Source organism: Tenacibaculum sp. MAR_2010_89, assembly GCF_900105985.1.
GTDB lineage: Bacteria > Bacteroidota > Bacteroidia > Flavobacteriales > Flavobacteriaceae > Polaribacter > Polaribacter halocynthiae.
Map to the genome: position 1 here is coordinate 214,443 of NZ_FNUB01000004.1, position 14,572 is coordinate 229,014.

Below are 14,572 nucleotides of genomic sequence, written 5' to 3' on the forward strand. Positions count from 1 at the left end.
TTATATTGACTTTTCGTATTCTTCCTTAATATTTTTAAAACTCTCAATAGGGTTTTCAGTATTCCAAACACCGCCTAAAACTCCAATACCTTGAAACCCCAGTTGAATGGTTTCTTTTATGGTATTATCATTTATACCTCCCATACCTATAATCATTTTATCAATATGATTTACATCAAAACCTTTACCTTCATATCCTTTTTTAGATATTGACGAAAATACTGGACTCAATAAATGGTAATCAAATTCTATATCACAGCTATCTAATTCTTCAGGCTCGTGAAAAGAACTACTCATTGTTTTACCTATCATATTTAAGCCAATAAAATACTGACTCCCATTCTCTAAGACATCTCTCCTTTTTTGCTCTTGAAAATGAATACCTTTTAAATTGAATTCATTAATTAATTCATGAAAATAATGAACTACTATTCTATCATGGTATTTTTTATCTATTTGATTTAAATACAAAACATGGTCTTCATAATTCTTATATGGCTTCCTAAAATGATAAAACTCTAAACCCTTTTCAAATAATTGATGTAAGATTTTAATTTCATTTTCTATATCTTTCTCTGGAGCTATTAAAACAATCATTAAATTTAAATTAAGAATTATGAGTTACAAATATCTAACTATATATTAATTTGCAACTCATAATTAACAATAGATTATAGATATACTTCTGAACCTTTATCTTTAAACTCTTTAGATTTTTCTTCCATTCCTTTTGCAAATACTTCATCACCTTCAACTTTATTAACTGCTGCAAAATCACGAACCTCTTGTGATATTTTCATAGAACAAAATTTTGGTCCGCACATAGAACAGAAATGAGCAATTTTTGCACCTTCAGCTGGTAAAGTTTCATCATGGTATTCACGAGCTAATTCAGGATCTAACCCTAAATTAAACTGATCTTCCCAACGGAACTCAAATCGAGCTTTACTTAAAGCATCATCTCTATGTTGTGCCCCTGGATGACCTTTAGCTAAATCAGCAGCATGTGCAGCTAACTTGTAGGTAACTACTCCTGTTCGTACATCTTCTTTATTAGGTAATCCTAAATGTTCTTTTGGTGTTACATAACACAACATAGCACATCCAAACCAACCAATCATGGCAGCTCCAATACCAGACGTAATATGATCATAACCAGGAGCAATATCAGTTGTTAACGGCCCTAGTGTATAAAAAGGTGCTTCATCACAAGCTTCTAATTGCTTGTCCATATTCGCTTTTATCATGTGCATTGGTACATGACCAGGTCCTTCAATAAAGCATTGAACTTCGTGTTTCCTTGCTATTTTAGTTAATTCTCCTAAAGTTTCTAGTTCAGCAAATTGTGCCTCATCGTTAGCGTCAGCAATAGAACCTGGACGTAAACCGTCTCCTAACGAAAAAGCAACATCATACGCTTTCATTATTTCACAAATCTCTTCAAAATGTGTATATAAAAAACTCTCCTTATGATGTGCTAAACACCATTTAGCCATGATTGAACCACCACGAGATACTATTCCTGTAATACGCTTAGCTGTCATAGGCACATAACGTAAACGAACTCCTGCATGTATTGTAAAATAATCTACTCCTTGTTCAGCTTGCTCTATTAAAGTATCTCTAAAAATTTCCCATGTTAAATCTTCAGCTATTCCATTTACCTTTTCCAAAGCTTGGTAAATTGGTACAGTACCAACTGGAACAGGTGAATTACGAATAATCCATTCACGCGTTTCATGAATGTTTTTTCCTGTAGATAAATCCATTATATTATCTGCTCCCCAACGACAAGCCCAAACAGCTTTTTCTACTTCTTCTTCAATTGAAGATGTTGTTGCTGAATTACCAATATTTGCATTAATTTTCACTAAGAAGTTACGTCCTAAAATCATAGGTTCAGCTTCAGGATGATTTATATTTGAAGGTATTACTGCACGACCTCTTGCTACTTCTTCTCTAACAAACTCTGGGGTTATTTTTGCTGGAATACTTGCTCCAAAATCTTGTCCTGGATGTTGCTTTGACAAACGTGTTACTTCATCAATTCGTTGATTCTCACGAATTGCAATATATTCCATCTCTGGAGTTATAATTCCTTTTTTAGCATAATGTAACTGAGTTACATTTTGTCCTTTTTTAGCTCGCTTTGGCTTATGTTTTAAGCTAAAACGTAAATGATCTAAACTTTTATCATTTAAACGCTCATTACAATATTCTGATGAAAAAGTAGCTAATTCATCTACATCTTCTCTTTCTAAAATCCATGATTCTCTAATACGTTCAATACCGTTATGAATATTAATTTCTTTAGTAGGGTCGGTATAAGGTCCTGAGGTGTCATAAATCGTTACTGGTTCATTAGGAGTTCTTTTTTTTGTCATAGAATCAACAGTATCACTCAATTCTATTTCTCTCATAGCAACTTTAATATCAGGATGTATTTCTCCTTGAACATAAATTTTGTTTGAATTTGGAAATGGATGTCTAGTTATTCCATTACTTGGTGCAGTATCTTTTTTCTTCATAATTGTGTAAGGTAAATTATAGAATATTGTTAGTTTGTTTTGAAAATTTCATCCTCCTTGAGTAGATTTTATAATTAAAACTTTATCGTTATTTTTAAGTTCTTTTGTTTCCCAACTCTCTTTTTTAATCACACTATCATTAATGGCAATAGCAATACCGTTAGTTACAATTTGAAGTTTGAAAACTAATTGTTCTATGGTTAGTGAGCTCGAAAATTGTTGATTAATGTCGTTTACTTTTATGTTTATCATATTAACATGTTTAAGTAAACTATAGAAGAAGTTTTTAGTATTGCTTATTAAGCTAAATACTAAACTAAAAATAATAACTTTTTCCTACGTTGGTGTTAACCATATCAGGTTCCAAGGATATTTCTCAAACTAGTTTCCTAGCTACTCCTAAAGTTTACAATGACAAATATAATAGTTTATTTAAACTAGCAATACTCTTTTCAAAATTTATTAAAAACAAAAAAACTAGCCTTATAGGCTAGTTTCATTATACTTAAATATAACTGTATTATATTTTTTTAATAGTTTCTGTTACCTTTTCAAGAACATCAAAAGCAGTTTCTGCCATTTTATTTCCTTTGAAATCTAATAACGGATTTACTTCAACAAATTCTAAGCAAGCTACTTTCTTACTTTCTAATAATTGATTTATAATATCTATTATCTCATATTGATCAAATCCCTTTGGTACTGGAGTTCCCGTACCATACGAAACCATATCACAATCCATAGCATCAACATCAAAAGAAACGTAGATTACATCACAATTACTTAACTTTTCAAGTGCTTCACTTACACAAACTTCTAATCCACGGTATCTAACTTCAGCTACTTTGTAGTTTTTAATTCCATGTTTTTCCATTTGTTTATCCTCTGGTTCTTCAGTATCTCTTACTCCAAAGAAAATAACATCTTCTGCTTGTACTTTTTGTCCTGGAACACCTATGTTTTTCATTCTATCCCATAACTCAGCAGTTTCTCTATCAATATCATTTACTTGACAATCTAAATTATCATCACTTATTGCTGCTGCTAAAGGCATACCATGAATATTACCTGAAGGCGATGTATATGGCGAATGTAAATCTCCATGAGCATCAATCCACACTACTCCTACTCTTTTTGTTGAGTTAGCAGCTTTAACACCACTAATAGTTCCTAATGCAGACGAGTGATCTCCAGAAATAACAATTGGAAATTTATCTTCCTGTAAGTTTACTTTTACATGATTAGATAACCTTTTACACTGATTAAATACATTTTCTATTCTCTTAGCAAATGAATTATTCTCTTTACTATAAACAGATTCATTTTTAGTAATTACGTCTTCAAATTCAAATTGCTCAAAATAATTACTTCCTTTGTTTATTGCTGCAATTTCAATAGCATCAATTCCCATGTCAGATCCTCTAGTACCAGCGCCAATATCAGATCTGTTTTTTATAATTTTTATTTCTTTCATAATATGAATTCAATAAAAAATGTCATCTAAATATTAAATGACATTTTTAGTATATTTTATCTTTTACTAATCTTTACAAAATCTCTGTGGTTTTCACCTGTATAAACTTGACGAGGACGTCCAATTGGTTCTTTTCCTAAACGCATTTCTCTCCATTGTGCAATCCAACCAGGTAAACGACCTAATGCAAACATTACTGTAAACATTTCAACTGGTATGCCCATAGCTCTATATATAATTCCTGAATAGAAATCAACATTTGGGTATAATTTTCTTTTAACGAAATATTCATCGTTAAGAGCTTCTTGTTCTAATGCTTTAGCAATATCTAAAATTGGGTCATCAATACCTAAATCTGCTAAAACTTCATCAGCTGCTACTTTAATAATTTTAGCTCTAGGGTCAAAGTTTTTATATACTCTATGTCCGAATCCCATTAAACGGAAAGGATCATTCTTGTCTTTAGCTTTTGCCATGTACTTCTTAGTATCTCCACCATCTTGTCTAATAGCTTCCAACATTTCCAATACAGCTTGATTTGCACCTCCATGTAATGGCCCCCATAAAGCTGAGATTCCAGCTGATAATGAAGCAAACAATCCTGCATGTGATGAACCAACAATTCTTACAGTTGATGTAGAACAGTTTTGTTCGTGATCTGCATGTAATATTAATAATTTATCTAATGCATCTTTAATTATTGGGTTTATTGCATACTCTTCATTAGGTTGCTCAAACATCATTTTCATAATGTTTTCTACATACCCTAAATTCTTAGAACCATAATTTAAAGGTAATCCTTGTTTTTTACGCATTGTCCAAGCTACTAAAACAGGAAATTTTCCTAAAATTTTAACTATAGCATTGTACATATCTTCTTCTGAATCAACATTTACAGAAGTTGGATTAAATGATACTAACGCACTAGTTAATGATGACAACACTCCCATAGGGTGAGCATTTTTAGGAAAAGCATCAATAATTTTCTTTATATCTTCATCAACGATAGCTTTAGATCTTACATCATCATGGAATTTCTGTAATTGTTCTTTTGTTGGTAATTCACCAAAAATCAACAAATATGCTACTTCTAAGAAATCTGCTTTTTCAGCAAGTTCTTCAATTGAGTAACCTCTATATCTTAAAATCCCTTCTTCTCCATTTAAAAATGTAATAGCACTTTGACAAGAACCTGTATTCTTATATCCAGGATCAATTGTTATAAGTCCACCAGTAGCGCCTCTCAACGTTTTAATATCAATTGCAGTTTCATTTTCCGTTCCTGTTATCAAAGGAAATTCATACGTATTTTCGCCAACTTGTAACTTTGCTATATCTGCCATTTTTTATCTAAAAATTTTTATAATTGAAGTGAGTTGCGAAGATACCATTTTTTATAAATTTAAAAAATTGATAGTCATAGATTTTTAACATAAAAAAATAAAATTTCTTTATCTAAAAATTTTATAAAAAACAAAGCTTGTAAGACAACCTTACAAGCTTTATTTTTCTTTTAAATAAGAATTATCTTATTATATTTTAAATGCTTTTTCCTGTGGAAAAAAAGCTACATCAGCTAATTCTTCTTCTATACGTAATAACTGATTATATTTTGCCATACGATCAGATCTAGATGCTGATCCCGTTTTTATTTGTCCTGTATTTAATGCTACGGCTAAATCTGCAATAGTATTATCTTCAGTTTCTCCTGATCTATGACTCATTACTGATGTATAACCTGCATTATGAGCCATATTAACAGCAGCAATGGTTTCTGTTAAAGTACCAATTTGATTTACTTTAATTAAAATAGAGTTAGCAATTCCGTTTTCTATTCCTCTAGATAATCGATCTACATTAGTTACAAATAAATCATCTCCTACTAATTGAACCTTGTCTCCTATTTTTTCAGTTAAATATTTCCAACCGTCCCAGTCATTTTCATCCATTCCATCCTCAATAGAAATTATAGGATATTTAGATGCTAATTCTGCTAAATAATCAGCTTGTTCTTGACTAGTTCTTACTTTACCTTTACTACCTTCAAACTTGGTATAATCATATTTTCCATCAACAAAAAATTCAGCTGCAGCACAATCTAAAGCAATCATTACTTCTTCACCAAACTTATACCCAGCATTTTTAGTTGCTAATTCAATAGTTTCAATTGCGTCTTCGGTTCCTTCTAAAGTTGGTGCAAAACCACCTTCATCACCTACAGCAGTAGATAAATTTCTATCATGTAAAACTTTCTTTAAGTGATGGAAAATTTCTGAACCTATTTGCATTGCTTCGGTAAAGTTTTCAGCTTTTACTGGCATTACCATAAACTCTTGAAATGCAATCGGAGCATCAGAATGTGATCCTCCATTAATTATATTCATCATTGGCACAGGTAATGTATTTGCTGAAACACCGCCTATGTAACGATATAATGACAACCCTAATTCATTTGCCGCTGCTTTTGCTGCTGCTAATGAAACACCTAGTATTGCGTTAGCTCCTAGTTTAGATTTATTTGGAGTACCATCTAAGTCAATCATTATTTTGTCAATCATGTTTTGTTCAAAAACTGATACTCCTAATAATTCTTGAGCTATTAATGTATTAACATTTTCAACTGCTTTTAAAACACCTTTACCCATATATGCGGCACCTCCGTCACGTAACTCTACTGCTTCATGTTCTCCTGTAGAAGCTCCTGATGGTACAGCCGCTCTACCTGTAAAACCATTTTCAGTAGTTACATCTACTTCTACTGTAGGATTACCTCTAGAATCAAAAATTTGACGTGCATGGATATTGATTATAATACTCATAGTTGTTTTTGTTTATTAGTATATTTAAGGTAGTAAATTTACAAAATACTGCCTTTTTATTATCTTATATTATTGTGATTTTACGAAAACGTTATCAAATATAAATTCCCGCAGAAAAGCGGGAATTTATATTAAGCTTTCGCCTTTTTTATATTTTCTATAAATTGATCGAATAAATATTCTGCATCATGTGGTCCAGGGCTAGCTTCAGGATGATATTGTACAGAAAAAACATTTTTATTTTTCATTCTAATACCAGCTACAGTATTATCATTTAGATGAACATGAGTAATTTCTACATCATTATGTGCTTCAGTTTCTTCTCTATTAATTGCAAATCCATGATTTTGAGATGTAATTTCACCTTTTCCTGTAAGTAAATTTTTCACTGGGTGATTAATTCCTCTATGACCATTATGCATTTTATAAGTAGAAATACCATTAGCCAATGCTATTACTTGATGTCCTAAACAAATACCAAATAAAGGTAAATCATTTGCTATAATATCTTTTGCTGTATTTTGAGCATCTATTAAAGGTTCAGGATCACCAGGTCCATTTGATATAAAATAGCCATCAGGATTAAATTCACTCATTTCCTTAAAAGTAGCATTATAAGGATACACCTTTACATACGCATCTCTCTTAACAAAATTTCTAAGTATATTCTTTTTTATTCCTATATCTAATGCTGAAATTTTAATTGGTGCATTTTCATCTCCTATAAAATAAGGTTCTTTTGTAGATACTTTAGAAGCAAGTTCTAAACCTTCCATATTAGGGATTTCAGATAACTGTTTCTTTAAATTTTCAATATTATCAACTTCTGTTGAAATAATAGCATTCATAGCACCATTATCTCTAATATAAGATACTAATGCTCTTGTATCTACATCAGAAATTGCTACAAGATTATGTTTTTCAAACCAATCTTTTAAATTTCCATCAGAATCAACTCTTGAATGTGTAAAACTAAAGTTTCGACAAATTAATCCTGAAATTTTAATTCCTTCAGACTCTATTTCTTCATTATTAACACCATAATTACCTATGTGAGCATTTGTAGTAACCATTAATTGTCCAAAATAAGAAGGATCAGTAAATACTTCTTGGTACCCAGTCATACCGGTATTAAAACAGATTTCTCCTGTAGACGTACCTTCTATCCCTACTGATTTACCATAGAAAATTGTACCATCAGCTAATAATACTAAAGCTTTTTTACGTGATTGATATTTCATTTAGTTTAGTGTATTGTATTGTGTAATTGAGTTGCAAAAATATATAAAAAAAGGGATAAACATTAAATGTTCATCCCTTTTATATGATTGATAAAAATTTTCATTTTTATTCTTCCTCTTGTGAAGTTTTAGTTTCAACAGGAGCAACAGCTTCAGCTTTTTTAGCACCTCCACGACGGCTACGACGTGTAGATTTTTTAGCTTGGTTTCCTTTAGGGTTGTATAATTCATTATAATCAACTAATTCAATCATTGCCATTGGAGCATTATCCCCTTGACGATTTCCTAATTTGATAATACGAACATACCCTCCTGGTCTATCAGCAACTTTTACAGAAATTTCTTTAAATAATTCTGTAACAGCATTTTTATCACGTAAATATCTAAATACTGTACGTCTGTTGTGAGTTGTATCAGCCTTAGATTTTGTAATTAAAGGCTCAATAAACTTACGTAAAGCTTTCGCTTTAGCAACAGTAGTATTAATACGCTTATGCTCTACTAAAGAACAAGCCATGTTTGATAACATTGCTTTTCTATGCGCTGTTTTTCTTCCTAAGTGGTTAAATTTCTTTCCGTGTCTCATGACATTTGGGTTTTGCTTTCATCTTGCTTCAACTCTTTATGAGGAGCAAAATATGAAAGATTAATCTCTATCTAATTTATATTTACCTAAATCCATTCCAAAATTTAGTCCTTTATTAATCACTAACTCTTCTAATTCAGTTAATGATTTTTTACCAAAGTTTCTAAACTTCATTAAGTCACTTTTATTGAAAGATACTAAGTCTCCTAAAGTATCTACCTCTGCAGCTTTCAAACAATTTAAAGCACGAACTGATAAATCCATATCTACTAGTTTCGTTTTCAATAATTGACGCATATGTAATGATTCCTCATCATATGTTTCAGTTTGAGCTATTTCATCAGCCTCTAAAGTTATTCTTTCATCCGAAAATAACATGAAGTGGTGAATTAAAATTTTAGCTGCTTCAGTTAATGCATCTTTAGGATTAATAGATCCATCTGTGTCAATATCAAAAACTAATTTTTCGTAATCTGTTTTTTGTTCAACACGAAAGTTTTCTACTGCATACTTTACATTCTTAATTGGAGTGTAAATAGAATCAGTAAAAATTGTTCCTAAAGGTGCTCCAGCTCTTTTGTTTTCTTCTGCTGGCACAAATCCTCTACCTTTTTCTATGCTTATTTCAGCACTAAAACTAACAGACTTATCCATGTTACATAAAACTAATTCTGGATTTAATACTTGAAATCCTGAAATAAATTTTTGTAAATCACCTGCTGTTAATTGCTCTTGTCCTGATACAGCTATAGAAACTGTTTCTCTGTCAGATTCTTCAATTTGCTTTTTAAAACGTACTTGTTTTAAATTTAAAATGATTTCTGTAACATCTTCTACAACTCCTTCTATCGTTGAGAATTCGTGATCAACGCCATCTACTCGTAATGATGTTATTGCAAAACCTTCTAAAGAAGATAATAATACTCTTCTCAAAGCATTTCCAATAGTTAATCCAAAACCTGGTTCAAGAGGTCTGAATTCGAATCTTCCAGAAAAATCTGTAGATTCAATCATTATTACTTTATCAGGCTTTTGAAAATTTAAAATTGCCATATTTTCTTCATTTTAATTGTAATTCAGTTGCGCGGTTCATAAGTTTGAAGAAATACTGACAAACCCTTTGGCTGAACTTCAATATGATTAATTTATTACTTAGAATATAATTCTACGATTAACTGCTCTTTGATGTTCTCAGGAATTTGTAATCTTTCAGGTGCTTTAATAAAAATACCTGATTTTTGATCAGAATTCCAAGATAACCATTCGTAAACACTACTATTAGAAGCTAATGCATTTTCAATAGCTTCTAAAGATTTAGATTTTTCTCTAACAGCTACAACATCTCCTTCTCTTAATCTGTAAGATGGTATGTTTACTATCTCTCCATTCACAGTAATGTGACGGTGAGATACTAATTGACGTGCTCCTCTTCTTGAGTTAGCAACTCCTAAACGGAAAACAACGTTATCTAAACGAGACTCACATAATTGTAATAAAACCTCACCAGTAATACCTTTAGAAGCTGAAGCGCTTTTAAATAAGTTACTAAATTGACGCTCTAAAATACCGTAAGTATATTTAGCTTTTTGCTTTTCCATTAACTGGATAGCATATTCAGATTTTTTACCTCTTCTTTTACCAACTCCATGTTGTCCTGGAGGGTAATTTCTTTTTTCGAAGTTTTTATCATCTCCGAATATTGCTTCACCAAATTTACGAGCAATCTTAGTTTTTGGTCCTGTATATCTTGCCATTTCTAATTAATTTAGTAGGGATTATGAATTAAGGCTTACTCCTTCGATAATCTTTGATCCTACTTGGTTTAAAATTTATAATTTTTATTGATATACTAATAATATCAATTTAGAAAAATATAAACTGAAACTAGTTCAGCTTATACTCTTCTTCTTTTTGGTGGACGACATCCATTATGAGGAATTGGAGTAACATCAATGATTTCAGTTACTTCTATCCCAGCATTATGAATTGATCTAATAGCAGATTCTCTACCATTTCCTGGTCCTTTTACATATACCTTAACTTTACGTAATCCAGCTTCTTTAGCCACACCTACGCAATCTTCTGCTGCTAATTGAGCTGCATATGGAGTATTCTTTTTAGAACCTCTAAAACCCATTTTTCCTGCTGAAGACCAAGAGATAACATCTCCCTTTTTGTTTGTTAAAGATATAATTATGTTGTTAAATGATGCCGTTACGTGAGCTTCTCCCACTGACTCAATTACAACTTTACGTTTCTTTGTTACTTTAGACTTTGCCATGATTGTTTACAATTAGTAAAAATAATCTAACGATTATTTTTTCTTGTTAGCTACAGTTTTTCTCTTACCTTTTCTTGTACGAGAGTTATTCTTAGTTCTTTGACCTCTTAATGGTAATCCAAGTCTGTGACGAATACCTCTTTGACATCCGATATCCATTAAACGCTTAATGTTTAATTGAACTTCAGAACGTAACTCTCCCTCGATAGTGAAAGTTCCAACTTGCTCACGAATTGCTGCAATTTGATCATCAGTCCAATCTTGAACTTTGATACTCTCATCTATTTTTGCTTCTGCTAATATATTTTTAGCTCTGCTTCTTCCTATACCAAAGATGTAAGTTAAAGCGATAACTCCTCTTTTATTCTTTGGAATGTCAATACCTGCGATTCTTGCCATAACTACCCTTGTCTTTGTTTAAATCTAGGATTCTTTTTGTTAATTACATATAATCTGCCCTTTCTGCGTACTATTTTGCAGTCGGCACTTCTTTTCTTTAATGATGCTCTTACTTTCATCAGTTTTGTTTTTTAATATCTGTAAGTAATTCTTGCCTTTGATAAATCATACGGACTCATTTCTAATTTCACCTTATCTCCAGGTAATAATTTGATATAATGCATACGCATTTTTCCTGAAATGTGAGCCGTTACAATATGTCCGTTTTCTAATTCTACACGAAACATTGCATTTGATAATGCTTCTGTTATTGTTCCGTCTTGTTGAATTGCTGGTTGCTTAGCCATATTATTTTAATGATTTTCTGTTACTGTTACCTGTTTTCATTAAACCGTCATATCGACTGTTTAATAAATATGAATTAATTTGCTGAATAGTATCTATAGCAACTCCTACCATAATGATTAAAGATGTTCCTCCATAAAACATTGCCCAATTTTGAGTAACTCCAAATTTAACAATGATTGCAGGTAAAATAGATAATGCTGCTAAAAATAATGATCCTGGGAATGTTATTTTTGATAATACAGAATCTAAATAATTAGCAGTTTCTTCACCTGGTTTATAACCTGGTACGAAACCATTACTTCTTTTAAGGTCTTCAGCCATTTTATTAGTAGGTATTGTAATTGCCGTATAAAAATAACTAAATACGATAATTAAAACAGCAAATATTACATTATACCATAAACCGAAATTATCAGCTAAACTATTTAAAGCTGGATATTTTTGACCTAATGCAACAGGTAAAAACATTATAGCTTGTGCAAATATAATTGGCATTACACCTGCAGCATTTAACTTTAACGGAATGTATTGTCTTGCTCCGTCAACATCTTTAATGTTTGTAACTGCGGTACGGCGAGCATATTGTACTGCTACTTTACGAACTGCGGTAACTAATAATACGGTTAATAAAATTACAACAAACCAAACTATTAACTCTATTAAAATCATCATGATTCCTCCACCGCCAGCATTTTCTGTTTTAGAAACTACTTCTTGTAAGAAAGCAACAGGGAAATTAGCTATAATACCAACTGTAATTAATAACGATATTCCGTTACCAACTCCTTTGTCAGTGATACGCTCTCCTAACCACATAGCAAATATGGTTCCTGCTGTTAATAAAATCATTGATGAAATCCAAAATGTAGCACCACCAACTAAGAAAGCTGATTCTGGTAATCCAAATTGGGTTTTAATAGCTGTAATATACGTTGGTCCTTGAACCAAAGTAATTAAGATAGTTAACCATCGAGTAATTTGTGTAATCTTTTTTCTTCCACTTTCTCCATCTTTCTGTAATTTCTGTAAATAAGGTACAGCAATACCCATTAATTGAACTACAATAGATGCAGAAATATAAGGCATTATACCAAGTGCCATTACTGACGCTCTAGCAAATGCTCCTCCTGTAAATGCGTTTAATAAACCTAAAAGACCTCCTCCAGCTTGATCTTTTAATGCTGCAAGCTGTGTAGGATCTATCCCAGGTAATGGAACAGCCGACATAAACCTGTATACAGCAATTAAACCAATAGTTAAAATTATTTTTTCTTTTAACTCTTCAATTTTGAAAATATCTTTTAAAGTATTTATAAAATTCATCATTTACAGTTTTCTTATAAGGTAACCGCTTCGCCTCCAGCAGCTTCAATAGCAGCTTTAGCTGTAGCAGTAAATTTATGTACAGTAATATTTAATTTAGCTTTTAACTCTCCTCCACCTAATATTTTAACTAAGTCGTTTTTACGAGCTAAACGGTTTTCTACTAAAACATCTAAACTAACAGTGTCAGTAATTTTTCCGCTATCTACTAAATTTTGTAATTTATCTAAATTAACACCAACATATTCTTTACGATTTATGTTAGTAAAACCAAATTTAGGCACACGTCTTTGAAGTGGCATTTGACCACCTTCAAATCCAATTTTACGAGAATATCCTGAACGAGACTTTTGCCCATTGTGACCTCTTGTAGCGGTACCACCTTTACCAGAACCTTCACCACGTGCAATTCTCTTAACTTTTTTAACAGATCCCTCTGCCGGTTTTAAGTTGTGTAAACTCATGATTATTTATGTCTTATTTAATTTCCTCTACGGAAACTAAGTGTTTAATTGTATTTACCATACCAACTATAGAAGGAGTTGCCTCATGCTCTACAGTTTGGTTCATTTTACGTAAACCTAGTGCCTCTAACGTTCTTTTTTGATTTTTAAGGCGACCGATTTGACTTTTTACTTGTGTAACTCTAATTTTACTCATCGTCTTAAATTTTAACCGTTAAAAACTTTCTCTAAAGATATACCTCTTTGTTTAGCTATAGTTGCCGCACTACGTAATTGTAATAAAGCGTCAAAAGTAGCTTTTACAACATTGTGAGGGTTAGATGATCCTTGAGATTTTGATAATACGTCTTTAATACCAACAGATTCTAATACCGAACGAACAGCACCACCGGCGATAACCCCGGTACCATGTGAAGCTGGCTTAATGAATACTTTCGCACCACCAAACTTACCTTTTTGTTCGTGAGGTAAAGTTCCGTCTAAAATAGGAATACGTACTAAATTTTTCTTTGCATCTTCTACTGCTTTTGCAATAGCTGAGGCAACATCTTTAGACTTTCCTAATCCATGACCTACAACTCCGCTACCATCACCAACTACTACGATTGCAGAGAAACCAAATGCTCTACCCCCCTTAGTTACTTTAGTAACACGTTGTACACCTACTAATTTATCTACAAGCTCTAAACCGCTTGGTTTTACTCTTTCTATGTTTTTATATCCTAACATAATATAATTTCTTAAAATTTTAAACCAGCTTCTCTAGCAGCGTCTGCTAATACTTTTACTCTACCGTGGTATAAATACCCATTACGATCAAAAGCAACCATTTGTACGCCAGCTTTGTTAGCTTTTTCAGCTATAGATTTACCTACTGCAGTTGCAGCTTCTGCTTTAGAACTTGATGCTATTTCTTTATCTCTTGATGATACAGATGCTAAAGTAACACCCGCTACATCGTCAACTAATTGAGCATAAATTTCTTTGTTACTTCTAAAAACCGATAATCTTGGTTTTTCAGCAGTTCCTGTAACAATTTTTCTAATTCTATGCTTAATACGTTGTCTTCTTTCAAGCTTTGATAATGCCATAATAATTTCTCTTATTTA

At 31.8% G+C, this 14,572-nt stretch carries 19 protein-coding genes and 1 riboswitch; all 19 genes read right to left on the reverse strand.

The window, feature by feature from the left end:
* Nucleotides 1-597 carry a thiamine phosphate synthase gene (locus BLV71_RS01805; protein WP_093868886.1) on the reverse strand — a complete coding sequence of 199 codons (597 nt, stop codon included), beginning with the start codon at nt 595-597 and terminating at the stop codon, nt 1-3.
* Between the two features lie 74 nt (nt 598-671).
* Entirely contained in the window at nt 672-2,528 is a 1,857-nt protein-coding gene (gene thiC, locus BLV71_RS01810) for a phosphomethylpyrimidine synthase ThiC (RefSeq protein WP_093868887.1), read from the reverse strand.
* Nucleotides 2,529-2,576: 48 nt separating this feature from the next.
* On the reverse strand, nt 2,577-2,780 hold the full coding sequence (gene thiS / locus BLV71_RS01815) for a sulfur carrier protein ThiS (protein WP_093868888.1): 204 nt from the start codon (nt 2,778-2,780) through the stop codon (nt 2,577-2,579).
* Between the two features lie 64 nt (nt 2,781-2,844).
* Nucleotides 2,845-2,939: riboswitch (TPP riboswitch) on the reverse strand.
* 109 nt (nt 2,940-3,048) lie between these two features.
* Complete coding sequence (locus BLV71_RS01820) at nt 3,049-4,002, reverse strand: arginase (protein WP_233487144.1); 954 nt, start codon at nt 4,000-4,002, stop codon at nt 3,049-3,051.
* A gap of 56 nt (nt 4,003-4,058) precedes the next feature.
* Nucleotides 4,059-5,345: a citrate synthase gene (locus BLV71_RS01825; RefSeq protein ID WP_093868890.1), complete on the reverse strand. Its 1,287-nt coding sequence runs from the start codon at nt 5,343-5,345 to the stop codon at nt 4,059-4,061.
* 189 nt (nt 5,346-5,534) lie between these two features.
* Nucleotides 5,535-6,821: a phosphopyruvate hydratase gene (gene eno / locus BLV71_RS01830; RefSeq protein ID WP_093868891.1), complete on the reverse strand. Its 1,287-nt coding sequence runs from the start codon at nt 6,819-6,821 to the stop codon at nt 5,535-5,537.
* 131 nt (nt 6,822-6,952) lie between these two features.
* Nucleotides 6,953-8,062, reverse strand: coding sequence for a glutamine-hydrolyzing carbamoyl-phosphate synthase small subunit (gene carA / locus BLV71_RS01835; RefSeq protein WP_093868892.1), 1,110 nt, complete (start codon nt 8,060-8,062; stop codon nt 6,953-6,955).
* A 106-nt stretch (nt 8,063-8,168) separates the two neighbouring features.
* On the reverse strand, nt 8,169-8,648 hold the full coding sequence (gene rplQ, locus BLV71_RS01840; RefSeq protein WP_093868893.1) for a 50S ribosomal protein L17: 480 nt from the start codon (nt 8,646-8,648) through the stop codon (nt 8,169-8,171).
* Nucleotides 8,649-8,708: 60 nt separating this feature from the next.
* Nucleotides 8,709-9,701 carry a DNA-directed RNA polymerase subunit alpha gene (locus BLV71_RS01845; protein ID WP_093868894.1) on the reverse strand — a complete coding sequence of 331 codons (993 nt, stop codon included), beginning with the start codon at nt 9,699-9,701 and terminating at the stop codon, nt 8,709-8,711.
* Between the two features lie 95 nt (nt 9,702-9,796).
* The gene (rpsD, locus tag BLV71_RS01850; RefSeq protein ID WP_093868895.1) at nt 9,797-10,402 is read right to left on the reverse strand and encodes a 30S ribosomal protein S4; all 606 of its coding nucleotides are present in this window, start codon (nt 10,400-10,402) and stop codon (nt 9,797-9,799) included.
* Nucleotides 10,403-10,542: 140 nt separating this feature from the next.
* Nucleotides 10,543-10,929: a 30S ribosomal protein S11 gene (gene rpsK, locus BLV71_RS01855; RefSeq protein WP_093868896.1), complete on the reverse strand. Its 387-nt coding sequence runs from the start codon at nt 10,927-10,929 to the stop codon at nt 10,543-10,545.
* Nucleotides 10,930-10,962: 33 nt separating this feature from the next.
* A complete protein-coding gene (rpsM, locus tag BLV71_RS01860) occupies nt 10,963-11,328 on the reverse strand; it encodes a 30S ribosomal protein S13 (RefSeq protein WP_093868897.1) in 366 nt (121 codons plus the stop codon).
* 2 nt (nt 11,329-11,330) lie between these two features.
* A complete protein-coding gene (gene ykgO / locus BLV71_RS01865; protein WP_010181906.1) occupies nt 11,331-11,447 on the reverse strand; it encodes a type B 50S ribosomal protein L36 in 117 nt (38 codons plus the stop codon).
* Nucleotides 11,448-11,459: 12 nt separating this feature from the next.
* On the reverse strand, nt 11,460-11,675 hold the full coding sequence (infA, locus tag BLV71_RS01870) for a translation initiation factor IF-1 (RefSeq protein ID WP_024740627.1): 216 nt from the start codon (nt 11,673-11,675) through the stop codon (nt 11,460-11,462).
* 1 nt (nt 11,676) lies between these two features.
* Complete coding sequence (gene secY / locus BLV71_RS01875; RefSeq protein ID WP_093868898.1) at nt 11,677-12,999, reverse strand: preprotein translocase subunit SecY; 1,323 nt, start codon at nt 12,997-12,999, stop codon at nt 11,677-11,679.
* Nucleotides 13,000-13,013: 14 nt separating this feature from the next.
* The gene (gene rplO / locus BLV71_RS01880) at nt 13,014-13,463 is read right to left on the reverse strand and encodes a 50S ribosomal protein L15 (protein ID WP_093868899.1); all 450 of its coding nucleotides are present in this window, start codon (nt 13,461-13,463) and stop codon (nt 13,014-13,016) included.
* Between the two features lie 13 nt (nt 13,464-13,476).
* On the reverse strand, nt 13,477-13,659 hold the full coding sequence (gene rpmD, locus BLV71_RS01885; RefSeq protein WP_093868900.1) for a 50S ribosomal protein L30: 183 nt from the start codon (nt 13,657-13,659) through the stop codon (nt 13,477-13,479).
* 11 nt (nt 13,660-13,670) lie between these two features.
* Complete coding sequence (gene rpsE, locus BLV71_RS01890) at nt 13,671-14,195, reverse strand: 30S ribosomal protein S5 (RefSeq protein WP_093868901.1); 525 nt, start codon at nt 14,193-14,195, stop codon at nt 13,671-13,673.
* 8 nt (nt 14,196-14,203) lie between these two features.
* Nucleotides 14,204-14,554, reverse strand: coding sequence for a 50S ribosomal protein L18 (gene rplR, locus BLV71_RS01895; protein WP_093868902.1), 351 nt, complete (start codon nt 14,552-14,554; stop codon nt 14,204-14,206).
* Between the last annotated feature and the right edge of the window lie 18 nt (nt 14,555-14,572).